General features: G+C 70.6%; 26 protein-coding genes. 6 read left to right on the top strand and 20 right to left on the bottom strand.

The features are described 5' to 3' along the window. Nucleotides 1–243, top strand: a 243-nt coding sequence (locus tag LN042_RS34795) for a transposase (protein ID WP_230055462.1), incomplete at its 5' end; no start/stop codon positions are given. 461 nt (nucleotides 244–704) lie between these two features. Then, nucleotides 705–1,940 carry a Mu transposase domain-containing protein gene (locus tag LN042_RS34790; protein WP_230055461.1) on the top strand — a complete coding sequence of 412 codons (1,236 nt, stop codon included), beginning with the start codon at nucleotides 705–707 and terminating at the stop codon, nucleotides 1,938–1,940. A 987-nt stretch (nucleotides 1,941–2,927) separates the two neighbouring features. Here the strand turns inward: LN042_RS34790 and LN042_RS34785 are convergent. Then, nucleotides 2,928–3,260, bottom strand: a complete 333-nt coding sequence (locus tag LN042_RS34785) for an NAD-dependent epimerase/dehydratase family protein (protein ID WP_230055460.1) — start codon at nucleotides 3,258–3,260, stop codon at nucleotides 2,928–2,930. A gap of 516 nt (nucleotides 3,261–3,776) precedes the next feature. Here LN042_RS34785 and LN042_RS34780 point away from each other — a divergent pair. Next, on the top strand, nucleotides 3,777–4,091 hold the full coding sequence (locus LN042_RS34780) for a Vgb family protein (protein ID WP_230055459.1): 315 nt from the start codon (nucleotides 3,777–3,779) through the stop codon (nucleotides 4,089–4,091). A 93-nt stretch (nucleotides 4,092–4,184) separates the two neighbouring features. Here LN042_RS34780 and LN042_RS34775 read toward each other — a convergent pair whose 3' ends face one another. From LN042_RS34775 to LN042_RS34755, 5 genes are all read right to left on the bottom strand, one after another. Then, entirely contained in the window at nucleotides 4,185–5,705 is a 1,521-nt protein-coding gene (locus LN042_RS34775) for a multicopper oxidase family protein (protein WP_230055458.1), read from the bottom strand. Between the two features lie 669 nt (nucleotides 5,706–6,374). Further along, complete coding sequence (locus LN042_RS34770) at nucleotides 6,375–6,920, bottom strand: hypothetical protein (RefSeq protein ID WP_230055457.1); 546 nt, start codon at nucleotides 6,918–6,920, stop codon at nucleotides 6,375–6,377. Continuing rightward, nucleotides 6,920–9,379 (bottom strand): helix-turn-helix domain-containing protein, encoded by a 2,460-nt coding sequence (locus tag LN042_RS34765; protein WP_230055456.1) that lies wholly within the window; start codon nucleotides 9,377–9,379, stop codon nucleotides 6,920–6,922. The genes LN042_RS34770 and LN042_RS34765 overlap by 1 nt, the downstream gene beginning before the upstream one ends. Before the next feature lie 13 nt (nucleotides 9,380–9,392). Beyond that, nucleotides 9,393–10,028, bottom strand: coding sequence for a hypothetical protein (locus tag LN042_RS34760; protein ID WP_230055455.1), 636 nt, complete (start codon nucleotides 10,026–10,028; stop codon nucleotides 9,393–9,395). Between the two features lie 108 nt (nucleotides 10,029–10,136). Then, nucleotides 10,137–10,370 (bottom strand): hypothetical protein, encoded by a 234-nt coding sequence (locus LN042_RS34755; protein ID WP_230055454.1) that lies wholly within the window; start codon nucleotides 10,368–10,370, stop codon nucleotides 10,137–10,139. 734 nt (nucleotides 10,371–11,104) lie between these two features. Between LN042_RS34755 and LN042_RS34750 the strand changes: the two genes are divergently transcribed. After that, nucleotides 11,105–11,458, top strand: a complete 354-nt coding sequence (locus LN042_RS34750; RefSeq protein WP_230055453.1) for a hypothetical protein — start codon at nucleotides 11,105–11,107, stop codon at nucleotides 11,456–11,458. Between the two features lie 40 nt (nucleotides 11,459–11,498). Here LN042_RS34750 and LN042_RS34745 read toward each other — a convergent pair whose 3' ends face one another. From LN042_RS34745 to LN042_RS34705, 9 genes are all read right to left on the bottom strand, one after another. Then, nucleotides 11,499–12,311, bottom strand: coding sequence for a hypothetical protein (locus LN042_RS34745; RefSeq protein ID WP_230055452.1), 813 nt, complete (start codon nucleotides 12,309–12,311; stop codon nucleotides 11,499–11,501). 239 nt (nucleotides 12,312–12,550) lie between these two features. Then, nucleotides 12,551–13,042 carry an HIT family protein gene (locus LN042_RS34740; protein ID WP_230055451.1) on the bottom strand — a complete coding sequence of 164 codons (492 nt, stop codon included), beginning with the start codon at nucleotides 13,040–13,042 and terminating at the stop codon, nucleotides 12,551–12,553. Nucleotides 13,043–13,151: 109 nt separating this feature from the next. Next, entirely contained in the window at nucleotides 13,152–14,285 is a 1,134-nt protein-coding gene (locus LN042_RS34735) for a methyltransferase domain-containing protein (RefSeq protein ID WP_230055450.1), read from the bottom strand. A gap of 235 nt (nucleotides 14,286–14,520) precedes the next feature. Next, entirely contained in the window at nucleotides 14,521–14,892 is a 372-nt protein-coding gene (locus LN042_RS34730; RefSeq protein WP_230055449.1) for an ATP-binding protein, read from the bottom strand. A 311-nt stretch (nucleotides 14,893–15,203) separates the two neighbouring features. Then, nucleotides 15,204–16,052 (bottom strand): helix-turn-helix domain-containing protein, encoded by an 849-nt coding sequence (locus tag LN042_RS34725; RefSeq protein ID WP_230055448.1) that lies wholly within the window; start codon nucleotides 16,050–16,052, stop codon nucleotides 15,204–15,206. 37 nt (nucleotides 16,053–16,089) lie between these two features. Further along, nucleotides 16,090–16,617, bottom strand: a complete 528-nt coding sequence (locus tag LN042_RS34720; protein WP_230055447.1) for a DUF6879 family protein — start codon at nucleotides 16,615–16,617, stop codon at nucleotides 16,090–16,092. Further along, a complete protein-coding gene (locus LN042_RS34715) occupies nucleotides 16,571–16,852 on the bottom strand; it encodes a hypothetical protein (protein ID WP_230055446.1) in 282 nt (93 codons plus the stop codon). Before LN042_RS34715 ends, LN042_RS34720 begins: the two co-directional genes overlap by 47 nt. 158 nt (nucleotides 16,853–17,010) lie before the next feature. After that, a complete protein-coding gene (locus LN042_RS34710) occupies nucleotides 17,011–17,280 on the bottom strand; it encodes a hypothetical protein (RefSeq protein WP_230055445.1) in 270 nt (89 codons plus the stop codon). A gap of 89 nt (nucleotides 17,281–17,369) precedes the next feature. Next, entirely contained in the window at nucleotides 17,370–17,777 is a 408-nt protein-coding gene (locus LN042_RS34705) for a hypothetical protein (RefSeq protein WP_230055444.1), read from the bottom strand. 182 nt (nucleotides 17,778–17,959) lie between these two features. On the opposite strand from LN042_RS34705, the gene LN042_RS34700 reads away from it, so the two are divergent. After that, nucleotides 17,960–18,886: a ParA family protein gene (locus LN042_RS34700; RefSeq protein ID WP_230055443.1), complete on the top strand. Its 927-nt coding sequence runs from the start codon at nucleotides 17,960–17,962 to the stop codon at nucleotides 18,884–18,886. Further along, entirely contained in the window at nucleotides 18,883–19,881 is a 999-nt protein-coding gene (locus LN042_RS34695; protein WP_230055442.1) for a hypothetical protein, read from the top strand. Before LN042_RS34700 ends, LN042_RS34695 begins: the two co-directional genes overlap by 4 nt. Nucleotides 19,882–19,984: 103 nt before the next feature. Here the strand turns inward: LN042_RS34695 and LN042_RS34690 are convergent, their stop codons facing one another. The 5 genes from LN042_RS34690 to LN042_RS34670 all read right to left on the bottom strand — a co-directional run. Next, nucleotides 19,985–20,503, bottom strand: coding sequence for a hypothetical protein (locus LN042_RS34690; RefSeq protein WP_230055441.1), 519 nt, complete (start codon nucleotides 20,501–20,503; stop codon nucleotides 19,985–19,987). Between the two features lie 20 nt (nucleotides 20,504–20,523). Then, complete coding sequence (locus tag LN042_RS34685) at nucleotides 20,524–20,748, bottom strand: hypothetical protein (RefSeq protein ID WP_230055440.1); 225 nt, start codon at nucleotides 20,746–20,748, stop codon at nucleotides 20,524–20,526. A gap of 22 nt (nucleotides 20,749–20,770) precedes the next feature. Beyond that, the gene (locus LN042_RS34680) at nucleotides 20,771–21,481 is read right to left on the bottom strand and encodes a GGDEF domain-containing protein (RefSeq protein WP_230055439.1); all 711 of its coding nucleotides are present in this window, start codon (nucleotides 21,479–21,481) and stop codon (nucleotides 20,771–20,773) included. Between the two features lie 27 nt (nucleotides 21,482–21,508). Beyond that, on the bottom strand, nucleotides 21,509–22,039 hold the full coding sequence (locus LN042_RS34675) for a hypothetical protein (RefSeq protein WP_230055438.1): 531 nt from the start codon (nucleotides 22,037–22,039) through the stop codon (nucleotides 21,509–21,511). 2 nt (nucleotides 22,040–22,041) lie between these two features. Beyond that, the coding region (locus tag LN042_RS34670) for an Lsr2 family DNA-binding protein (RefSeq protein WP_230055437.1) at nucleotides 22,042–22,237 on the bottom strand (196 nt) is incomplete at its 5' end.

The raw sequence follows: 22,237 nt of genomic DNA, 5'->3' as shown, positions 1-22,237 counted from the left end.
ATGCGGGAGTTCATCGAGGCGAATAAGGACTGGCTGACCGTCTTCCAACTCCCGTCGTACGCACCAGACCTCAACCCGCAGGAAGGCATCTGGTCGCTGGTCAAGCGCACCATCGGCAACCTTGCCGCAGCCAACCTCGACCAGCTCGCCCGAGCCGTCAAGCGCAGCCTGAAGCAGATCCAGTACCGACCCCACCTCATCGACGGGTGCCTCGCCGCCACCGGCCTGATCACGGACGGCTGACTACACCTCAGGCCGACATCACGCTTTCAACTTCAATAGAAGCCGGTCGGCGGCGGCCGCCCGCCCATTCCCGAACCCAACGTCGTCCAATATGCAACTCTCGCCAGGCTCGGCAAAATTCCCCGGGGTCGGATGGTCGGGCGAATTCGCTGCGACTCGCCAATGAAATTCTGACAGTTCGTGACGCTCGGCAAAATTGCTCACCAGCCGTAGTGAAGAAACGCTTCTGTTCGCCCGGCGATCCCCACGCGTGCTATATTCTCCGACCATGCCTGACGGCACTAATCCGGGCCTTGCGAAGGTGACACTTGCTCGTTAGGGGCTGAATGCTTAGCGCAGAGGAATACAGTGAGGTTTGCGTCCTGTGGGGCCAGGGGTGGTCGATCTCGGCGATCGCCAGACACCTGGATCGCGATCGAAAGACGATCAGGGCATACCTCAGCGGAGACCGGACAGTAGGAGTGCGAGTCGCGCCCCACGACGACTTCCTGCGGTTCATCCCCTACTGTCAGCAACGCCTTGATGACGATCCGCATCTCCAGGCGAGCGCCCTCTACACCGAGGTCCTCGAACTGGGATACCAGCGCGCATACTCGACCTTCACCCGCGCGCTGCGAAGACATGTGAGCCGCCCGCACTGCGCAGTGTGCTCCCGCAACAGTGCGCAGAACAGCCACGTCCCACTCGAAGAGGTGTATTTCGACTGGGTCCAGCTGCCCAACCCACCGACGGACTGGAATTGCGGGCGCACAGCGGACCTGCTCATGGGCGCGCTCACGCGCTCCGGTCGCTGGCGAGCCGCCATCGTCGGCGTCAAAGATCTCCCGCACACCGTCCAGGCCGTGGACCAAGTGCTGCGCCGACTGGGTGGTACCGGTCAGCGCTGGTTGTTCGACCGCACCCCGCCCGTCTGCTCTCAGAGCGGGAAGTCGACCACCGGCTTCCAAGAGGTCGCCACCTACTACGGCGCAACACTGGCGATGCGCCGGAAGAGCGACCCTCCCAACCCCGTCGTCCGAGCCCACCGCTCCGCCATCCACCACTGGTGGGCCACTGCGGCGGGCGATCTCGGCGTGCTGGCAGCCCAGGGCAGCCTGGATTGCCTGGCTGAGCGATCGGACGGTCGCCGCCAACGGACGGGCCGCGAGGTCCCCATCCTCCTGCCTCTTCCCTCCAAGCCCTTCCCGGCCCGCACGTGCGTCCAGCGAAGGGTCGATCCGGACGGGCTCATCCAACTTGAAGGCAACTTCTACGCGCTACCTGCGGAACTCGCGGGTGCCACGGTGAAGGTCCGCCGACGGCTGGACGAGCCTCACCTGGCGGTCACCACTACCCGCGGTGCCGTCATTGCCTGCTTCGACAGGGCGCCCGAGGGAGCAGGCCGCACGGTCATCGCCAGCGGTCACACGATCACCATTGAGCGGCCAGCCCGTCCCACCGGAACCGGGCCGCGCGCTTGCCCAGCTGGCAAGATCCGCCGCCCGCGATCCCAGGCGGCCTTGGCGGAGGCTCAGGCCCTGGCCCGGCACGAGGGCAAGCACTCAATGCGTACTGAGGCGGCCCAACCGCTCCAGGGCGGAGCGGGGCCGACCATCACACAGTCTTCCCAGTCGGAGCGGTCCTCCGATGGCTGCCGCGCCCGCCTGCGCCACCTCTCGGCTCGGACGTGCCACGACCGTGATCTCTTCAGAGGATGAGTCAGCGATAGCAATCGCTCGGCGGGCCGCGACGCACACGCCCCGCGGGCCCCCCAAATCCCTCGGACCAAGGAACAGAAAACAGTCGGAGGACCCCTAAAACATCAGCGGACAAGGAAAACTTCGGTCTAGTCAGTGGCTGACATTAAGCGCTGATGCTGGTTTCGGCGGAGCCTAATGCCGCGACGACCCTGGTCTCACCCTTCCGGGTGAGGTCGGATGCACAGTGTCGCAGAACGAGTAAAATTGGGCCCTTCTTGCTTCGCCATGCTCGCCCACAAGGCGGCAAAGGCGCGGCTGCGCCAATGGAAGGAGCCGAATACCTCTATGCGTTCAGATGTCCTCGAGCGGGCCGCCGCCATGCCCCGAAGCCTCTGGTTGACCAGCGCACTCGGCCGCTATCGAAGAGATTACCCAGTTATCAGATGGGCTACGGAGCCGCACCGCCTGATCAATGTACCGACAGGCGTTCGGTGGGACGTCGTAGCTCTTTCCTGTGCCGTCGGTATCCCGCTGCTTGAGTGCCTCGCCGGCGGTCCCTACCAGGACGACCTCGGGCCCGTCCTGGTAGATGAACGGACGGGACTCACCTTCTGGCTGACACCTCCCGGTACGCTGGCGGAAATCCCGACCTGCCAGGACGTCGTGGGTCTTCCGGCGGGATCGCTGCTGACCGTTCCCGACCCAGACCACACCTGTAAGCCCGGGTGCGATGCCCGCCGGCCGGTGACATGGGCGCACTGGCCGGTGATCAATGGGACTCTCACTCCAGCCGAGCTGCTGGCGTCGGGAGTTTCCCACGCCAAGCGTGAAGAAGACACCCGTTGCCGTGCGATGACGCGCGTTGTCCCGTCCTGCCCGAGCCGGGTGCTACTCACTACCAGGCTCCCCCGGCAACGGTGCCTTCACCGCTATTGATCCGCTGCCTTGGCATTCGTGCCATAGTCGAGGCCGCCGCGGGCGGGCCGCTCCAGGGGCGCAGGGCAATCAACTGACTTCGCAGAATCGGACCGGCATGGAGACAAGTTTCCGCCGCCCGCCGTGCAGGACATAGCCGATGAACCGTACTTCAATCGGTGCGTTCGATTCCGGATCGCCCCCCGGACCCGTGCAGTCGAAGATCGCCACGATATCAGGATGTGCGTCGAAGATGATGTCGACGATATCTTTGTCGCAAACCTCTCCGATATATTGTATGCACTCGACGAATATCGTCGGAGCGGATGTGTCGAGAATGATCGGATCGATACCTCGGGCTGCGCAGGCCCTGGCGATGGCGCTGCCCACGAATCCCGATCCGCCGGCGATGAGGACTTTCATTCGAAAAACCTGTGGTAGGCGCTCTTGGGACCGATTGCGCCTGCGGAAGCCAAGGATGGGCGACCATGCAGTCGGTGAGCCACTATACCGCTACCGCAGGCGGGGAATTCTCCCTACTGATCACCAAACTCGTTGAGCTGACCTTTGCGAGGGATCAACCCCGTTACTCGCACAAAGTGTTCGAGAATTCGACATGTGCGACCGCGTACCACCAGGGGACGCTTATCGGGCCGTCCGTATGACGCGCGGGCGGGAGCCGGGCGGCGCGCACCTTCGCTCCAACCAGCTTCTTCGCCACCTGAGGCCCCGTCCTCGCGCCGAGCTCGAGGCGCGCACGGGCTGCCCGAGCGACCAGGGTCGACTGAACACCGGCGGCGTCGCAGATCGGGTGGTTCTCCCCACTGTCGCGGGTGCCTGGTGCCAGCAGGGGGACCGCAACCAACGGCAGCAACAGCTCCCAGAGGTCACCGTCATTCCGACCACCGGCACGTTGTCGATGAGGCCGACCGGCCCCCGGTGCCGAACGCAAGATTCACCGACGCCGGAGCAGCGCAGATCGGCAAGGTCACCACGGCGGGTTCGTTCGCCGGCTACAACCTGATGGATGCCGTCCCACCGTTCCCCTGGGGCATCACCGCCGGGCCGGACGGCGCCCTGTGGTTCGCCGAGAACGCCGGCAACGACATCGGACGGATCACCACGTCGGGGACGATGTCCGAGTTGCCGATCCCGACCTCCGGCGCCAGCCCGTTGGACATCACCACCGGATCCGACGGAAACCTCTGGTTCACCGAGAACTCGGCGGGCCAGCTCGGAACGGTGACCCTGTGACAGGTCCGGCGGTACCCGCTTCCGGCCGGGGCAGCCAGAACGCCGGATGAATGTCCGAGCGCGGGCACCTGAAGTCGCACGGTCTGCCGCGGTCTACCGCACGACGTTGATGTAGCTCATCATGCCGTTGTCCTCGTGGGCCGCGATGTGGCAGTGGAACATCCACCTGCCGGGGTAGTCGCTGAAGGGCACTCGCACCACCACCTGTCCTGGTACGCCGTTCACGGCGTGCGGCACGGGGACGGTGTCCTGCTGGTGGGTGTAGGGCCGGGGCACGCCGTTGACGGACATCACTTGGAAGTGGTTGGTGTGCAGGTGGAAGGGGTGGTCCTCGCCGCTTTGGTTGAGGATCCTCCACTCCTCGACGGTGCCGAGGCGTGCGGGGGTGTCGAATAGGGGGGTGTCGAACGAGAACTGCTTGCCATTGATGAAGAACTGGGTTCCCTCGGAGTTCTCCGACAGCGCCAGGCTGCGGTGCCGGGCGATCGGTTCCTCGGAGAGGTCCGGCGGCGCCGTGGGGATCGCGCCGGAGACGGTGGGCAGCTGGTGCATGCGGGGACCGGTCACCTCGACGTGGGCCAGGGGCACGTCTGGGTAGGAGTCGCCCTGTGGGCCGTTGCTGTACGCGGTGGTGCGCAGGATCGTTTCTCCTGGGCGATCGTGTGCGGTGACGAGTACGTCGTAACGCTTGCCCGGGGGCAGGAGGAGCGTGTCGGGCGTGGTCACCCGTGCCACGGGAGTGCCGTCCTCACCGATGACGGTGAAGCAGTAGCCGTCCAGTTTCAGCTGGTAGAAGATGTCGGCTCCGGCGTTGACCAGGCGCCACAGCTGGGTCTCCCGCGGCTTCATGGACAGGATGGGTCGCAACTGACCGTTGACCAGCCGCACCGTCGGGTTGTTCGAGTCGATCGACGTGCTGCTGGTGTTCTGGACGATGTGGCCCAACCGGTCGAGCTGTACGTCCTTCAGGACAACGGTGTGTGCCGTGACGTGATGCAGAGCCCGGGGGAGGAGGCTGCGGTCGTCGCCGACGACCAGTGCGCCGGACAGACCCGCGAAGATCTGGTTCTCCACGTCACCCGGCATGAAGCCCGAGGCGGACATGCCCGGCATGGCAGGTGAGCCGGTAGCCGGGCAGGAGGTGGCCAGAGCATGGCTGTGGTACCAGAACGTGCCGAGCGGGTGGTCGGCGGGGATGGCCAGGGAGTAGGTGGTGGAGGCACCCGCAGGCACGCACAGGAAGGGATCGTCCGACTGCCCGGAGGGCGAGACGTGCAGACCGTGAAAGTGCAGATTGGTGGCGACGGTGAGGTGGTTGACCAGGTGGATGGTGGCGTTCGAGCCGGGGGCCACGCGGATGGTGGGAGCGACGAACCTGCCGTTGTACGACTGACCCCACACCTCACGACCGGACAGGTCGAATCGCGTTCCGGCCGCGTCCAGGGTGATGGTCAGGTCCTGGTGGGTGCCCAGGTCGGCGTCCGCGGGGTCGCGGAAGGCGGCCCCGGTGTCCATCCCCTGCTCCTGGTCGGCGGTCGACGGCGGCGGGGCGGGCGTCGATCGTGAGCCTGCCGCCGCCGCGGCACTGACGGACGCCGGGGTCAGCAGTGCCATGGCGCTCAGCACACGGATCAGGCGCCCGGTTCGCCGCGACCGGCGGCCCTGAGCATGGGCCGCTCCTCCACTGCTGTCGGACATCGCTTCTCCACTTCGCGTAGCCCACGGCGGGCGTTTGCGCTCTGCTCACTGCTCACCCACTTGCGGGCGGCGGACGGGCTGACCACTCGTGAGGCCAAGCGTGGCTGAGCTGAGCGCCCCGAGAAGGGGGTCGGTGCCGCGGAACGGCTTCAGGCTCGCGTACCGCATCGTGGCCTGCAACCAGACCGGCGCAGCCGACTGAATCACACGGCATCTCCGCCGGAGCGCCATGTGAACCCCGCCGAACGGCGGTACCCCCCTGCCGGAATTCGCCGTGTGCCGATCCCCGAAAACCGTGGGTGTGGATCATTGAATTTCCCCACCCTGTGCTCGGTTACCGGGCAGACCCGCTCACCTGATTTCCCCACTTCAGGAGAGACGGATCGGGTGTCGTGTTGACTCCTCGACCAGTAGCTAGAGCTGTTCCTGATCCACCGATTGAGCTGTTCGAGGAAGCTCGGAATTCCCCCGCTATGACCCTGGTGAGCTGGTCGCAGTCGGACCGGTTGGCCGAACGGATCACGGCCGCCGCCCCGGCCACGCCTGGTCTGAACCAAGCGCCTGGGTAGGTCAGTTGGTTGGCGGTCAGCTCAGGTCGAAGTCGGTGGGGTCGAAGTCGAAGTCGTCGGCCGAGAAGCCGCCGTAGCCGGGACCGCCGTTGAAGTAGTCCGCGAGGGCCTGGCCGATCACCTGCCGCACCTCGTCCTCGTCCTCGGCGACGGCCAGGGCGGCGGCCTGCTCGCCCGTCAGGTTCAGGTGGATGTCGCGGGCCCGGACCGCGTCCGAGCCGCGGATCTCGAAGCTCACGGCGCGGCCGACCCGGGCCCCGATCCCGGAGACGGTGCCGCGCTGGGCCAGCTGCTTGGCCTTGCGCTCCCGGCCCCGCTCGGTGGTCTGCACGTCGACGGCCTCGCGCTGGAGCTGATCGACGTGCTGGGGCTTGGTGGGGTGGCGGGTGCCGTCGATCCAGCGCAGCACCGTGCGCGGCGCGACCCCGTAGGCGGCGGCCATCGCCTTCGTGTTGCCGCCGTACTTGCGCTCGCGCACCTGGCCGGCCTGCGTCGTGGACTGCACCGGCGCCTTGCGGGAGGGGAACATGGCCTCGCGCACCCGGCCGAACAACCCGGCCATCAGTTGTCGCCTTCCTCATCATTGGGGCCGGAGCCGGGCGCGCCAGGCTGCTCGTGGCCGATCGGGGTGCCGTCGGTGGTGTAGTGGTGGACCAGCCTGGACGGGTGCTCGCGGCGCTCCATCGCCTCGATGGCGGCCGCCAGGGGGATCGAGGACTCGTGCTTGTGGCTGCCCGGCGCGATGCCCAGGCGCAGCGCGCCGGGGACCGGGGTGCCGTCGTCCTTGACGGGGAGCAGCTCCAGCGGGGAGGGGGCGTCGGCGGCGTACAGGTACGAGTCGACGTTGACCGCGAAGGGGGCGCGGCCGGTGAGCTGGAGGGTTTTGCGCAGGCGGCGGTGGGCGGCGATGCGGGCGGCGGCGATGACCTGGAAGCGCAGCGCGGGGTCGTAGGACCAGGCGGCGGCGACCTTCTCCAGCCACGTCTGGTCGTCCAGGTGGCGGGCGGAGTCGGCCCACTTGCCGATCCCGCCCTTGTAGACGTTCTTGTAGGCCCCGGCGAGGACCAGGGCGTCCGCGCGGACCGGGTCGGTGCCGACGTCCTTGTGGACGGCGTAGGCGGCCAAGAACTCGGTCGGGCTCTGGCCGTCGAACAGGCCGAGGTCGGCGTAGGTGCGCTTGTACCCGGCGCGGATGCGGCCGGTCCACTCTTTGAGCAGGGGGGCGGTGTGGGCGGCCAGGTAGGCGGCGGTGATGGTGGACGGGTCGAAGCCGTAGGTGCTGACCATGTAGGCGACCGTCACAGTGGCGTACCAGCCGGGTCCGGTCGGGGGCTGGCCGTGGAAGGTGGCCGGGTGCGGCAGCAGGGGGTCGGTCTCGGTGGTGGTGAAGTCGCACCACCAGAGGCCGGCGGTCTTGCCGTCCCAGGCCGGGTTCTCCACGTACTGGTACGGGCCGATGGGCAGGCGCAGGGAGTCGGTGACGGACAGGTAGGAGGCGCAGACGTCGACGGCGACCGCCCACGGACGCCGGGCCTCCTGCTCGGTGAGCTCGCGGGCCCACCACTTGTAGTCCTCTTCCTCGCACACCACCTGGCCCTTGCTGAGGAGTTCGCGGGTGAGCGGGTGGCGGGCCCCGGCGGCCGGGGGCACGCACAGGTCGCCGCTGGGCAGGGCGCCTTCGCGCAGGTGCGAGGACCACTCCCCTGTCGTCTGGTCCTTGGTCCACTCCACGCGCGGGCGCACCGCGTCGAGGAGCAGCATCGCGGTGGAGGCGGTGGTCGCGCCGGGGGCGACGCCCAGGTCGGCGGTGAAGGCGCGGTAGCGGCGGGCCAGGGTGAGCCCGTCCCGGGTGCCGTCGGGGGCGGTGGCCAGCGGGGCGGCCAGGGCGCTGACGGCCTGCTGGCGGCCGTCGCCCTGGCCCAGCCACGGCGCGATGGTGACCCGCACCGACGTCTTCGGGCCGCCGGCCGAACCGGCGCGGCGGAAGACGTGGAAGGACGGGCCGATCTGGTCACTGATCTCCATGCCCACCGTGGCGGCGGCCTTCGCCAGCTTGGCCTGGAGCGCGGTCAGGGCTTTCTCGGTGCCGGGCAGGGTCGCGGGCAGGCCGAGCTGCTTGAGCGCGGCGGCGGTCAGGCAGACCATGCCGTCGCCGCCGCGTCCGGCCGGGTGGGCGCGCTCGACGCGCAGCGGCAGCCCGGTGCCCAGCCACGCGAACCAGTCGGGCAGTTTGGTCCCGGCCGGGGCCGGGATCTGCGGGATGTCCAGCACCCAGCCGCCATCCTCGGTGACGTCCAGCGCGACCGCCGGCCACCAGCGCGCGGCAGCAGCCGTGGCGGCCGGACCGGCGGGACGCGGCGTAGTCGGACGGACAGCGGCGCGGGATGTCGCAGTGCGCGCCTTGGCCGTCGGTGCCGGGGACGCGGTGGGCGCGGGCCGGACCTGCACCGAGGCGACAGGAGCAGAAGCAGGAGCAGCTGCGGGCGCGACCGGGGCGGCGACGGGTGTTGGGGCGGCCGGAGCCTGGTCCGCAGAAGCCGGGGCCGGGGCGGCGGGGCGGCAGAACCCGCCCAGGTGCATCGGGCGGCCCTGGGCGCGGTAGACGGAGGGCTGGCCGCACTGCACGCACGGCGCCGCATCGCCCATCACCAGCGAGCCGTCCGGGTTCTGGTCGAGCAGCGGGACCACCAGGCCGTCCGTGGCCTCCTGGGCGGGCGCCGGGGCGGTGAACGCCTGCGGCACAGCCGGGGCAGGGTCGGCGGCGGGCTGCTCGGGCGCGGGGAAGCGCTCCGCCAGGCCCGCGAGGAGCCGCGCGTAGGCCGGGGCGATGTCCGGGCCCGGGACGGCGCTGCCGTCCTCCCAGCCCTTCACCTGGGCCGAGTCCACCCGCAGAGCCGCGGCGATCTGCGCAGGCGTCAGCCCAGCCGCCAGGCGCAGCCGCGCCCGCTCGGCCGGGAGCGGCAGGCCAGTGCTCACGGCCGCCAGCAGGGCGTCGACGGAGTTGAACAGGTCGTCGGACATCGGGCGTTGCTCCTCAGCGTCCGTTGGGTCGGGTCGGGTCGATCCGGGGGTCGCCGAACAGGGCGTCGAAGACCTGCTCGGTGAGGCAGGCGATCGGGCCCTGGTCGGGGCGCAGGGTGTAGCCGGCGGTGCGTCCGAGGTCGGCCACCGCGATCGGGACCTGGGGGCGGTAGTAGAACTCGAGCTCCCGGCCGGCGAACTCCGTGGGCTCGACCTCTCCCTGCGCGGGGTTGAACGGCAGGGTGAACGAGGGCAGGCCGGCCACGTCGTCCTCGGCGGCCAAGTGCAGCACGCAGTCGTCGGTGGTGCGGAACGCCACGGCCAGGTCCACGCCGCCGGCGCGGCGGTCGCGCGGGAGGCCGTGGCCCTCCAGGACCCGGCCGAGCTGGGAGGGGGCCATGGCGGCCGCGATGCCCAGGGCGCGCCGGTTGGAGTAGCTGTCGCTGGCGTCCGCGCGGGACATGGCCAGCTCCTTGACCACGTTCAGGTGCTGGGTGACGCGGCTGATGCAGGCGACCAGGGCGGTCAGGTCGTCGAAGGCGGAGGCCTGCGGCGGCTCCACCAGCCGCTCGCCGCGCAGGGCCGCGAGCAGCGCCCGGGCGAGGTCGTCGTGCACCTCGACCCGCTCGCCGCCGATGCTGATTCTCACGAGACAACTCCCAAACAGTAGGACATAACCAAATGCTACGCCCGTCCACTCTTGGAGTCAAAGAGGAAAGGGCGCGCGGCACACGCCCGCGCGCCCGGCCTCCCGGCGCTACTCGCCGCCGGCCTCCCGGCGGGCCGGGCACGACTGGCAGCAGCACCGGACCGCCGGCTGCTCCGCGACCGGACGGCGGCGCAGCTTGCGGACGGCGCCGACAGCGTTGGCGAGACCCGAGAGAGTAGAGCCGGCGTACTGGACGGCGTGGGCGAGCTGGGCGGCCTGCGGGCCGGACGGATCGGCGGCGGCCTCGGCGAGGAAGCGCACAGCGGACTGAACGGGCGTCATCACGCCCTCCTTCGAAGTGAGGTGTGTACCTTCACCCCTTCGAAGGGCTCAGAGTCCACGGGACAGGACCCGAGCGTGAAATCGTCTATGGCCTGGGGCGCAGCACCACGATCGCCTACGGAATTTTGGACCCGGTAATGCCCGCGGCCGCGGCGCCCCGTTCCCGTGTCCGGGCGGGCTGCGGCGCGTTGGCAGGGCGTGACGAAGACCGCCTCCCTGCCCGGTCCGCGCCGACGCGGACCCGACGGCCGCTTCCCCGCGTACCGCGGCCACACCTGCCAGCCCTACACCGGCCACGAGGACTCGCCGTACTACGACGGCCCGGTGGACGACCCCGACTTCCGGCTCACCTTCAAGCGCAACCCCTGGTGCTGGTCCCCCGAGCTCGGCTTCCACCGCGCCCGCACCCCGCACATCCCGGAACGCCTGACCGGGCTGACGAACGGGAAGTTCGTCGGACCGGCGGGCATGAACATGTGGCAGGCCGTCCGGCTCGGCGCGGGCTGGGGCACCAACGATGGCGGCTCGTACCAGGGACGGTGGAAGGAGCAGACCTGGCGGGTCATGGTCGCCGTCGACTACCAGTGGAGCGGTGACCTGGAGCCGGTCGCCCACCTCGGCCGGCTCATCGGCGCCCTCGTCGACGGCGGCGGCCAGCAGCGCATCGCAGGCGACGACGAGCTGCTGCGCGGCTGGTTCCGCGACTGCACCCGCGACTTCCTCCCCACCCGGTCATGGGCGCGTGGAACGACGTCCTGCTGCGGGCCTGCAACGGCCAGGCCAACCTCGACCAGGACGGCGACTGGGTCAGCGCCCAGAAGCCCGCCCCAGTGCCGCGGCGACGCGGGGAACCCGAGCCGTGGGAGTACCGGATCGACCTGTGGAACAACCTGGTCGGCATCGCCGCGCACCCCGGCGGCATGCGGATCGTCAGCGAGGTCTACAAGCTCACCAAGCCCACTCCGGAGCAGGCCATGGGCTGGATGACCACTGCCGTCCGGCACGCCCTGCGCTGGGGCCAGGTCGATGCCACCACTCCGCTGCGGCCGCCGGCCGACGAAGACGAGGACGAGGACGAGGACGACTGACGACGCGGGCCCCGGCCACGGCTCCGGAGCCGACCAGAAGTCAGGAGACCAGGCGCAGCAGTGCCGTGGCCATGGCGATCAGCACCTCGGCCTCGGCCCGCGTGTAGGTGAAGGTCTTGGTGAGGGTGTCCTTGTGGAGGGCGCCGCTGGCCTGGTCGGCGAGAGCGGAGCGGATCCAGGCCCAGCGCTCGTCCTGGGTGCGCTGCTCCTTGCTCTTGCTCTGCCCGGGCCAGTGCCAGCCGCTGTTCTGCTCGACGTACTCCAGGGCGCGCCGCGCGTCGAGGATCGCGCCGTCGATATCGTTGCCGCCGAGGCGGCGCTGCGCCGAGCGCAGGTAGTCCACGGCCTCCTGGCGGGGCCCGTCGCCGGCGGGGAACGGGATGGACTGCTCGAAGGCGAGCGCGGGGCCCAGGTTCTCCAGCTGCTGGCGCCAGCGGCTCTCGGCGACGCTGATGCGCACGCTGGCCTCGCTGCCGCCGGGGTATCCGGTGGCCTGCGGCAGGACGGCGCGGACCTGGAGCTCCAGGTGGAGGTCGCCGCTGCGCTGGGCCTCCAGCGCCAGGATCTGAGCGCTGGTCAGCAGGAAGCGCAGGGTGGGCCGCTGAACGCCGCCGGGCACGAAGGCCAGGGAGTGGGTGGCCGAGCCGAGCCAGGCCTTCGGCTTGGGCTCCTGGGGCGCGAACAGGTCCGTCTCCAGCACGATCAGTCGGCCGGCCTGGTCCGACTGCGGGATGTGGACCGCCAGCTGGAGCTGGAAGCAGTGCGTCCCCGCCGCCTTGAGGATCATCAGGCTGTTCTCGCCGACGTCCACCGCGAACGTCCCGATCTCCTTGTCGAACCGCAACTCGTCCATGCCGCGTCATCCCGTCGTTTTCCTGAATCGTGCAGTGATTCTGGCGCGTGTCGGCTGTCGGCAGGAGGAATTTCGGGCGGCCGGGCTGTGTACGGGCCCGGCCGCCCGAGGGCTTCACCGTGCGGTGCCCAGACCGTGGGGGTGTTCTTGCCGGGCGGTGTGGAGCAGGCGCAGCCGCGCGCCCGGGTCGGGGCGCTCGGCGGGTCCAACGAGCGGGCGCCCGGTTGGGCAACGGGCGGTCAGCCGGCCGCGGTGGCGCGGGCGGCGACGGCCAGGCGCAGCCGGTCGGCGAGGTCCGCGCGCTCGTCGGGGGTGTAGGCAAGTACGCCGTTGCCGAAGGCGAGGGCTTCGAACTGCTGCTGTTCGTAGGGGATGCCGTGGGGCAGGCGGGCGATGTGCCAGTGGAGGTGGCTGTTGCCGGTCTGGGAGCCGAGGGAGAACAGGTAGGTGCGCTCGCCGTCGAGGACGTCTTCGGCGGCCAGGGCGACCAGCCGCACGGTGCGCATGATGGTGAGGTAGTCCTGCTCGGTGAGGTCGGTGACGACGTGCTCCAGGTGCTGCTTCGGGACGACCAGGAGCTTGCCGGGCAGGACCGGCCACTTGTCCAGGAACGCGAGGTGCTGCTCGGTCTCGTAGACGATCTCGTGCGCGTAGGCCGGGTCTCCGTCGACCAGGCGACAGATGAAGCAGGGCCCGTGCTGGGCCTGCTCGCTGTAGGTGGCCGTGTCCATCGGCCGGCGCTCCATGCGCTTCCCCTTCCCGTGTGTTCCCGCCGGTGCGGGCAGTGGTCGGTGACGGGTCCGGCGCCGCGAGGCGGGCTCACGGCACCGGACCAGGCGGTCAGATCAGCTGGGCGGGCTCGTCCAGCCAGGCCTGCCAGCCGTCCGGAGTGACAGTCAGTCCGAGGCGCTCGATGCCGGGCTCGCCCGCCTCGTGCCACCAGCCGAGGGTGCGCTCGAATTCCGGCCAGAGGAGGCGGCCGCCGTACTGGCGGACCTGGTGCTCGTCCTCGCCGTCTCGGAAGGTCGTCGCCGACCAGGCCGGGGTGGTGAGGGAGTAGAGCCACAGGGTGCGGGCGCCGTCGTCGTGCCGCTGGATCGCGTGGACGATGTCGCGCAGGCGCAGGCCGGCGGCGAGCGGGAACGGGTCGAACTTGCCGTGCGCGGGCAGCGTCGCCGTCGTGGTGGACTCGGCGATGGTGCCGCCGTCCGGCGGGTTCTGCGGCCACCGCAGGCGTTGGGAGCGCATCTTCATGAACTCCACCGGCTGGAGGAACGGGCCGCTCGCAGTGCCGTCGCCGCTCACGGCGAGGCGGACCAGGGCGTCGGCGTTGGAGTAGTGGGTGCCGAACGGCGCCAGGATCAGCCCGCCGGGGCGGGTCTGGTCGATCCACGCGCGCGGGATCTCGCGCAGCCCGTAGGTCGCGGTGATCCGGTCGTACGGGGCGCCGGGCGGGTGGCCGAGCGCGCCGTCCGCGCAGACGACGGTCGGCCGGTAGCCGGCCCGCTCGAGTGCGGCGCGAGCCTGGGCGGACACGGTGGGGTCGATCTCGACGGTGGTCACGTTCGCGTCGCCGAGCCGGTGGGCGAGCAGGGCGGCGTTCCAGCCAGTGCCGGTGCCCTGCTCCAGCACCCGCATCCCCGGCTCGGCCTGGAGGCCGTCCAGCATGGAGGCGACCAGCGAGGGCATCGACGCGGAGCTGGTGGGCACGGTGCCGGGCTCGGCGCCATGGTGCAGGCCGTCGTCCCACTGGGTGACGATCGGGATGTCCGCGGCGGCCGCCGCCAGCCAGCCGGCCTCGTCGGCGGTCCGGTCGACGGGTTGGCTGGTGCCGGTGGCCATGTCGTGGGCCCAGACCAGGTCCGGGAGGAACAGCGAGCGCGGGACGGCGTCGAAGGCCGGCGCCCACGCGTCGGGGACGGGGAAGGACCGCCCCGGCGCGGGGCGGCCCTCCTGCTCAGGTGCGAGCGTCACCTGTGGTGTCCCCCGTCCCCGGGCGGGGTGCTGCCGTCAGGGGATGGCGGGTCGGACGGCGGCGTCCACGGAGTGCCCGGGTGCCCGTCGCCCCCGCCTCCCCCGTCGCCGCCCGAGCCGCCGCCGTCGACTGCCTCGATGTCCATGCCGCGCTCCTTGTCGTCGCTGTGATGGTGCCCTCCCGGGGCCGGGAGGAGTAGAGGGCTGCCCCGGCGCACCGGGGCAGTGGTGGGGGCTACGTCGGGTGGGTGCGCAGGTCCGCGTGGATGGTCTTGCCGAACGGCTCCAGGCTCGCGCCCCAGTGCCCGCCGGTCAGGTGGTGGACCAGGGCCAGGCCGCGTCCCGACTCGGCCGCGGGGCCCGCGTCGATCAGGCAGGGCAGGGTGCGGGAGCCGTCGCGGACGCTGATGCGCACGCACCGGTCGGTGATGCGCTCAACGGTGACTGTCATCCGGCGTCGGCAGCCGGTCTTCGCCGCGTTTCCCGCCAGCTCGCTGACGATGAGTTCGCCGGCCTCGATCAGTCCCTCCAGCTCCCAGGCACGCAGCGTGGTGCGCACCAGGCGGCGGGCCGCGGCGGCGGACTGCGGCTCGTAGGGCAGCAGCACCTTGACGGCGTCGGCGGCGGGGGCCGCGCCGGCGCCTCAACGGTCGTGGTCACCGGGCACCTCGCATCCGCCAGCTCCCGGGTTCGGCCGCAGCCAGAACCGGTGAGCGGGTTATGGGGTGCGCGGCCACGGCGGTTCTCCGCTCTCTCGTCGGCGGTGACGGCTGCGCCCACCTGACGGGGGGCAGGCGGGCGCAGCGGCCCCAGCACGTCCGCCGGGGCCTAGTGTTCGGTCGGTCACGGCGGGCGACGAATCGACGGTAGGGAATGTGCGGCCGGGCCCTCAACGAGGTTGCGCCATCTTGCGCGAAGTCACCCGAGAGTGGCTATCGCCGCGGTGATCAGCTGACGTGCCTCGGCCCCGTGGACGGCCATGGCGGCCAGGTCGGTGAAGGTGCGGACGTAGTCGGCAATCTCACGGGGCTGGGTGATCCGCAGGTAGCCGGAGGTCAGCTCGACGGCCACCTCGGTCTCGTCGAACATGTAGAAGTCCTCGACCGGAAGGTGCGGGCGGTCGGACCCGCTCGGGATGATGCCGACGCTGACGAACTGGCTGGAGGAGACGGCGAGCAGGTGGCCGAGCTGAGCCGCCATCGTCTCCGGGTCGCACACCGCAGCGCGCAGCACCCACTCCTCGATGAGCAGGCCGAAGCGGTGCCGGCCGGAGAACAGCATCCGCTGGCGCTCCAGGCGAGCCTCCACGGCGTCGGCGACGTCGTCGACCTCGACGCGGGCGCGCTGGATCGAGCGCAGGACGGCGGTGGTGTACTCGGGAGTCTGCACCATGCCGGGCATGACGCGGCTGGCGTAGACGCGGAAGTGACCGGTACGGCGATAGAGGGCGGCCACGGACTCCTGGGCGGCACGCAGCCCGCTGCGCTCCATGCGGCGCCACTCGGTGTACATGGAGTCGACCGCGCGGGCGGCGGCGATCAGGTCGGGAACCTGGTCGCCGGCGCCGCAGGCGGTGCACCAGGCGCGCAGGTCATCCTCGGAGGGCGCGGACTTGCCGCTCTGGATCCGGGAAGTCTTCGCCGGGTGCCACCCGCAGCGGGCGGACAGCTCGTCGCCGGTCAGGCCTGCGTCCTTACGCAGGCCGACCAGGCGGTTGGCGAGCGCCTTGCGCGCCTCGATGACGCTGGACGACGGGGACGACGACATGGTGCTGGCTGCCCGGCGGGTGGTCGGAGTGGGTTGGTCAGACGGCGTACTGCGCGTGCGGGACGGCCCGTTCCCAGACCGCCTCGAAGGCGCCGGTCACCATCTTCACCACGGCCGGGTCCTCGGTGACCTCGTGGCCAGCCCACTCGCCGTCACCGGTGAACCAGTGGAACAGGACCAAGCGCTCGTCCACCAGCCACAGGTCATTGCCCGGCAGCGCGAGGTCGGAGGCCCTCGACCGGGGCAGCCAGCGGACCTGCTCGCCGAGCGCGACGTTGTGCCGGTCGGTGATCGCGTGCTCCCACCGGATGTAGGCGGTCACCGGCTCCGAGACGATCCTCGCCCGGCGCATCACCACCCCGCGGCCGACCGTCTCCCGTACCAGCGCAGCCCAGGCGACGTACTCCTCCGGCAGGTCATAGGCCTCGGGCCGATCCACCGGAAGGCCGGCACGCCAGTCGGCGAAGACTGGGTCGTCCATGTAGGAGTCGCGCATCTCCAGGTGGCAGGCGGAGCGCTCAGCGCTCCTCAGCAGGGCGCCAAAGTCCGGCACGCTCGGCTTCATCGCACACCTTCCGCAGAAACGGGATCATCCGGACCGGGATCCGAACGACGCCCTCGTGGTCCGGAACGCCGATGGGGTGGCCCTCCACCCACTCGGTCTCGCTGATCACGCGGTACATCTCCATCTCGGGCAGCCAGCCCTGGATAACGATCTCCGCCTTCTCGTCCTCCAACCACACGGTCGGAGACCCGCCGTTGGGCGTATCCGGATCGATGCCCCTGAACCGTAGTGCCATGACCGCTCCTTGTGCCAAGCCGGTTGCGGATCCTTGCGCCTCCACCGTTCCGCTCGGCTGACTTACCGTCAAGAGCGCGCGCGAGCAGCCGGGCGGTAGGCACGCATGAGTGAGCCCAAGGTAGGTACGAATTCCTTACCTCGGGCCAAGAGAAGCGGTCAGGCCGACCGCAGGGCGGTGGCGCATCGCGGGCACACCCACTGGCTCAGATTCTGCGGGTACCACGAGGCCCCGGGGCGGGATGCACTGTACGGAACCTTCTCCATGCCGCCGGTGTCCTTGCCGCAGAACGTCTGGTCGGCCGGGTCACCCGGGATGGACGGGTCGGCCGGGGCCGCGTGGATGACTCCCATCCGAGGCTCAGGCCGGCCCGGACCGAAATCCGTGCTCATCACCCGCCGCGGCTCTTCCAACACGATGATGGCCATGCCCCCACCTTCCTGACCGGCTCTCGGAGCCGCCACTCGGGGGCGGGGTAAGAAATTCTTACCCCGCCCCCGAGTGTCCGGTCGTGCGACTACCGGGCGGGCGCGACCGCGACCTGCTCCAGGGCCTTCTGCGCGAGCTGGATGAACGGGATGAACTCCCCGTCCGGCAGGAGGTTCGGGAAGACCCGTCCCAGGTGCCACGCAACGTTGAGTCCGGGGTCGCTCTCGTACAGATCCTTGAACGCTCGCCCCAGGCCGCGGTCGAGACGGTCCGAGTAGGTGCCGGCCAGGAAGCGGGCCGGCTGCCGGGACTCCTCTTCGGCCTCGATCGCGACGCGGAAGAACGTGGCGAGCCTGTCGGCCGAAAGGACTTCGGCCAGCAGGTTGGCCACACCTGTCGCCGCCAGGTAGTCCGTGGGCAGTTCCTGCCGGAACCGCTCGTGCATGAAGTCGCCGAGCCGGTTGCGGAACTTGATGTACTCGCTGATGTCGTCCATGGGGCCAGAAAGCCACGGGTCGTCCCCGCAGGTGCTGGCGGCTCGCCGAACGGCGCACTAGTCAGACAACCGCGCCCTCGATCCGGTGGTGTGCAGCAGCCGAGCCACCGGCACATGGCAACATGGCGCCGCAAGGAATCGCGGATTCGGAGGGTGAAGTGCTGGCCGCACAGGAGAGGGAGGTGCCTCCGGAGGTCGACCGCGAGGCGCTGGACCGGGTAGTCGTAATCGCCAACGGCAAGGGCGGCGTGGGCAAGACCACGGTCGCCAGCAACATGTCCGGCCTTGCCGCCGCCGACGACATAAAGACTCTGCTGGTCGACGTCAACGGGCAGGGGCACGTCGGGCGGGAGCTGGGATTCCGAGGCGGCGAGCTGGACGACGGCGGAGCCGCGCTGCACGAGAGCGTGCTCTGGGGCCGGCCGCTGGTGCCCGTCCGGGACGTCCGACCGAACCTCGACGTCGTGGTGGGCGGTAAGAAGGTCGGCGACCTGCCGGGCGACCTCGCACTGCGCTTCCCGAACAAGCCGATCACGCAGTCCCTGATGCTGGCAGTGGCACTGCAGAGCATCGCCCCGGACTACGACCTGGTCGTCATCGACTCCCCGCCGGAGAACCCGCCGCTGGTACAGCTGTGTCTGGCAGCCGCCCGCTGGCTGGTCGTCCCGGTGAAGTCCGACTCGGGCAGCATCTCGGACGGCCTGGGTGACATCAGCACGGAGTTCGAGCTCGTCCGCGAGTTCTCCAATCCCAACCTGGCGATGCTCGGTGTCCTGCTGTTCGCGTCCGGGTCCAGTGCCACCGCCATCCAGCGCGAGGTGCGCCAGGAGGTCGCCGAGGTCCTGGGGTCCGACCGGTTCATGTTCGAGAGCATGGTCCGGGCCTCCGAGGCGGTGGCCCGTCAGGCCCGCAAGCGCGGAGTGCTGCTTCATGAACTGGAGCAGGCCGCCAACGACAACCCCAAGTTCTGGCAGCTGCGTGCCGGCACCGCGTCGCGGGACCAGGTGGTCAGCCCGACCTCCGCATCGGTCTCCGAGGACATGGCTGCCCTCACTCGGGAGATCTTCTCCCGGATTGCACAGCGCGAAGCGGAAAGCGAGATGGCATGAGCGGCCTGGCGTCGTTGAGGACCGGCACCACTGAGAAGAGCCCCGGCGAGCGGTTCGGCACCGCCGACCCCGAGCGGCCTGCCGGTGCCGGGCGCGCATCGGGGCTCGGATCCGCGCTGGGCGGCCGCCGCAAGAACGGCACCCAGCCGGACGGCACCACCCAGACTCAAGAGGCGGCAGCGCAGCCGGGCGCCGTTGCGGTGTGGACCGGCAACGAGACCTCAACCTTTGCCGGGGGCCGGCTGCTCAGCGCCGCAGACATCGTCGGCACCCGGCAGGAGCAGCTGGCGTTCGTCACCGCCCATCTGCGGGAGATCAGTCGGCTCGGTGCAGCCGCGGAGGACTACGTCGTCCTCACCAAGGGCGTGCTGCTGGAGGTCGCCAAGGAGCGGGAGCTCCACAAGGAGGCCGGCGTCAGCAAGTTCGCGCGATGGGCGGCTGACGTCCTCGACGTCGCGGAGCAGTACATCTTCGAGCTGCTGAAGGACGCCCAGCGGATCCGGACCCTCGCACTGCTTAAGCCCGAGCTGCGCGCGCAGCTCACCCAGGCGTCCGCGCGCAAGGTGATCGCCGACGTGATCGCCAAGTCGGACGTCGAGCACGCCGAGGTCGTCATTGAGGAGGGGCAGAAGGTAGCCGCCGAGCAGGGCAAGCAGCGTCCCACTGCCGCGATGCTCAGCGCGGCGGCCCGCGAGCTGCTCAGCAAGCCTGCGATCCCGGCGCAGCCGGCCGACGGCGAAGGCAGCCGGGAGCCGTCGGCGCCGCAGGCCCCGCCGGTGCCGCCCCAGCTGCTTCCGCTAAGCAAGGCGGCTGATGAGATGCGCGAGCGGGCGTACAAGCCGCTGGCACCTGCGGCCGTGAAGGCTGCCGCCGAGACTGACCCTGTCGCCCTCGCTGGCTACCTGGACAGCCTGGAAGCCGAGATCGGCCGCGTGCAGTCCCGCATCGCTGCCGCCCGCAAGCTGATTCCGGTCGACGCTGAGGTAGTCGAGTAGCTGACCGAGCGGGGTAAGAAATTCTTACCCCGAAACGCAAAAGGGCCCGCCCCTTCGGCTGATGCCGAAGGGGCGGGCCCGCTGCGTGGAGGTACGGCGGTGATCAGGCTGCCGCGGCCGGAGTCGGGGCGGACCTGGATGTGGCGGGCCAGACAGCGCCGCAGGAGCGGCAGTCGTGCCCGAGCGGGCCGGAGGCACCGAGGGCGCGCATCTCGACTCGCATGTAGTGGGCGGTGTTGGTCAGGCGGGTGCAGTCGGGGCAGCGGCTGGGGAGCGCGAGCAGCTCGAAGTCGCCCAGGCCGGGGACCTCGATCAGGGTGACCGTCTGGGCGCCGGCCTCGTTCTGGTCGGCGAACTCGAAGCTCCAGCCACCCTCCTCGCCGTCCTCGTCGATCGGCTGCTCGGTGATGGTGCCGAAGGTGTGGGTGATGCGCGGGAGCTCGCCGACCATCGGCCGGTAGCGCTCGAGGCGTTCGGTGCGCAGCAGGCGGTTGGCGGCGGCGGTCATGCGGCGGGCGTCGTGGTGGCCAAGGGCGAGGAAGGCCTCGGCGTCCTCGTCGCAGCAGGCGATGGTCAGGCCGTAGAGGGTGGTGAAGCCGGTGGGCACGGTCGTGTCCGTCATGGCGGTGGTCCTCCTGGTGGTCAGTTGGCGTGCTGGCGCAGGTGCGTGGCGACCTCGGGGGTGACGAGGAGCTTGAGGTAGTTGCTGACCGTCTCGCTGCACGCGGAGCAGGTGGCGGCGTAGCCGGTGCGGCCGGTGCAGTCGCTGGTCGGGTCCTTGGGGAGGCCGGTGCGCTGGTTGACCTGGTGGGTGCAGGGGGTGCCGTCGGCGTGGACGGGGGTGATGGGCATGATCACGCGGGCCATCGGCTGGGGTTCCTTCCTGGTGTTAGGCGGCGAGGGTGTGGGCGGGGGTGGTGTGGCGGCGGCCGCGGCGGCCGCGGCCCTTGTCGGCGTACATCGCCTGGTCGGCGGCGTGCAGGAGCGCCGACAGGCCCAGGTCGGGGTGGTCGGGGGTGCGGGTGGCGGTGCCGATCGAGGCGCCGACGGCGAGGACCTGGCCGTCGTGCTCGACGGGCTGCTCGAGCAGGGCGCGGAGCTTGGCGATCCGCTCGGGCAGGTCGGCGGGGTCGGTGTCGAGGACGGCGGTGAACTCGTCGCCGCCGATTCGGCCGCACGCGGCGGCGGGGCCGGCCCAGTCGGCGAGGCGGCGGCCGACGGCGGCCAGGACCGCGTCACCGGCCTGGTGGCCGTAGGTGTCGTTGACCGCCTTGAAGTCGACCAGGTCCACCATCAGCGCAGCGGGCGCCGCCGCTGTGATGAGTAGCTGCTCGGCGGCGGTGGTGAAGGCGGCGCGGGTGGGCAGGCCGGTGAGCGGGTCGCGGCGCGCGGTCTCCAGGCGCCGGACGAGGTCGTCGCGTTCGGCGAGCAGGGCCAGGGCGGCGGGCAGCAGGGCGGCGACGTCGCGGTGCAGCATCCAGGCGGCGTCGATCGCCGGGTCGGAGTCCGGGCCGGGACCGAGCGCGTGCTGGTAGCGGGCGAGGCTGGCCTGGGTGCGGGCTATCGCCTCGGGCAGGTCGGCGGTGATGGTGCCGGGCATGGCGGTGCTCCCCTCGATGGCGGGTAGTCAGGGCTGCTTGGGCTGCAGGGCGGCCAGGCGGCCGACGCGGACCTGGTGGTGGCCGGCCCAGCCGCGGTGCGGGTGGTCCGGGTCGACGGCGAGCACCACGTGCTGTTCGGTGGCGAGCGTCCAGGCCGCCCAGGGCAGGTCGATCACGTACGGGGAGGAGGCGTTGACGCGGCTGGCGGCGGCGATGCGCAGCAGGTACAGCGCCATCCGCTGGCCGTAGGCGGCGGGGGACTCGCTCTTCGCGTGGGCCGGGGTGGAGGCGCTGGCGTAGTCGCCGAGCGGCCGGGTCGCGGTGCCGGCCGGGCCGTAGGGCCGCTGCTGGTGCAGCGTCCAGGCGGGGTCGAGCAGATCGGCGTCGGGCGGGCAGTAGCCGATCACGGCCTCGCTGCCGCCGCCGGGCAGGGGCCGCGTGGTGAACAGGAGGGCGTAGGCGCCCCAGTCGGGGCCGGCGCCGCCGCCGGTGCGGGACAGGGTGACCCGTCCCGCACCGGTGATGTGGCCCGGCGCAGCAGTCGGGCGGCCGGCCATGGTCAGCCGGCGAGCGTGTCGGGGTGCGCGGCGTACCAGTCGCGCAGCACCGTCTGGGGGATGACGCCGCGGTCGGCGACCTGGCGGCCGTGCTGGTTGGCCCAGGCGCGGATCGTATTGCGGACCGTCTTGTCGGCGGGCTGCGGCAGCTCGGCACCGCTGGCCGGGTTGGTCGACGCCGAGGTGGTGGTCTTGCCG

Source organism: Kitasatospora humi (assembly GCF_020907985.1).
Lineage (GTDB): Bacteria > Actinomycetota > Actinomycetes > Streptomycetales > Streptomycetaceae > Kitasatospora > Kitasatospora humi.
This window is presented reverse-complemented; position numbering and strand designations above follow the sequence as displayed.

Excerpts from the sequence above, each read along its gene's own strand:
- LN042_RS34765 (WP_230055456.1), bottom strand. The coding sequence starts at position 9,379 with ATGTCCGACGACCTGTTCAACTCCGTCGACGCCCTGCTGGCGGCCGTG.
- LN042_RS34685 (WP_230055440.1), bottom strand. The coding sequence starts at position 20,748 with ATGGCCCGCGTGATCATGCCCATCACCCCCGTCCACGCCGACGGCACC.
- LN042_RS34675 (WP_230055438.1), bottom strand. The coding sequence starts at position 22,039 with ATGGCCGGCCGCCCGACTGCTGCGCCGGGCCACATCACCGGTGCGGGA.
- LN042_RS34770 (WP_230055457.1), bottom strand. The coding sequence starts at position 6,920 with ATGGCCGGGTTGTTCGGCCGGGTGCGCGAGGCCATGTTCCCCTCCCGC.
- LN042_RS34715 (WP_230055446.1), bottom strand. The coding sequence starts at position 16,852 with ATGGCACTACGGTTCAGGGGCATCGATCCGGATACGCCCAACGGCGGG.
- LN042_RS34785 (WP_230055460.1), bottom strand. The coding sequence starts at position 3,260 with ATGAAAGTCCTCATCGCCGGCGGATCGGGATTCGTGGGCAGCGCCATC.
- LN042_RS34705 (WP_230055444.1), bottom strand. The coding sequence starts at position 17,777 with ATGGACGACATCAGCGAGTACATCAAGTTCCGCAACCGGCTCGGCGAC.
- LN042_RS34690 (WP_230055441.1), bottom strand. The coding sequence starts at position 20,503 with ATGACGGACACGACCGTGCCCACCGGCTTCACCACCCTCTACGGCCTG.
- LN042_RS34775 (WP_230055458.1), bottom strand. The coding sequence starts at position 5,705 with ATGGCACTGCTGACCCCGGCGTCCGTCAGTGCCGCGGCGGCGGCAGGC.
- LN042_RS34745 (WP_230055452.1), bottom strand. The coding sequence starts at position 12,311 with ATGGACGAGTTGCGGTTCGACAAGGAGATCGGGACGTTCGCGGTGGAC.
- LN042_RS34755 (WP_230055454.1), bottom strand. The coding sequence starts at position 10,370 with ATGACGCCCGTTCAGTCCGCTGTGCGCTTCCTCGCCGAGGCCGCCGCC.
- LN042_RS34710 (WP_230055445.1), bottom strand. The coding sequence starts at position 17,280 with ATGGCCATCATCGTGTTGGAAGAGCCGCGGCGGGTGATGAGCACGGAT.
- LN042_RS34695 (WP_230055442.1), top strand. The coding sequence starts at position 18,883 with ATGAGCGGCCTGGCGTCGTTGAGGACCGGCACCACTGAGAAGAGCCCC.
- LN042_RS34720 (WP_230055447.1), bottom strand. The coding sequence starts at position 16,617 with ATGAAGCCGAGCGTGCCGGACTTTGGCGCCCTGCTGAGGAGCGCTGAG.
- LN042_RS34740 (WP_230055451.1), bottom strand. The coding sequence starts at position 13,042 with ATGGACACGGCCACCTACAGCGAGCAGGCCCAGCACGGGCCCTGCTTC.
- LN042_RS34725 (WP_230055448.1), bottom strand. The coding sequence starts at position 16,052 with ATGTCGTCGTCCCCGTCGTCCAGCGTCATCGAGGCGCGCAAGGCGCTC.
- LN042_RS34750 (WP_230055453.1), top strand. The coding sequence starts at position 11,105 with ATGGGCGCGTGGAACGACGTCCTGCTGCGGGCCTGCAACGGCCAGGCC.
- LN042_RS34680 (WP_230055439.1), bottom strand. The coding sequence starts at position 21,481 with ATGCCCGGCACCATCACCGCCGACCTGCCCGAGGCGATAGCCCGCACC.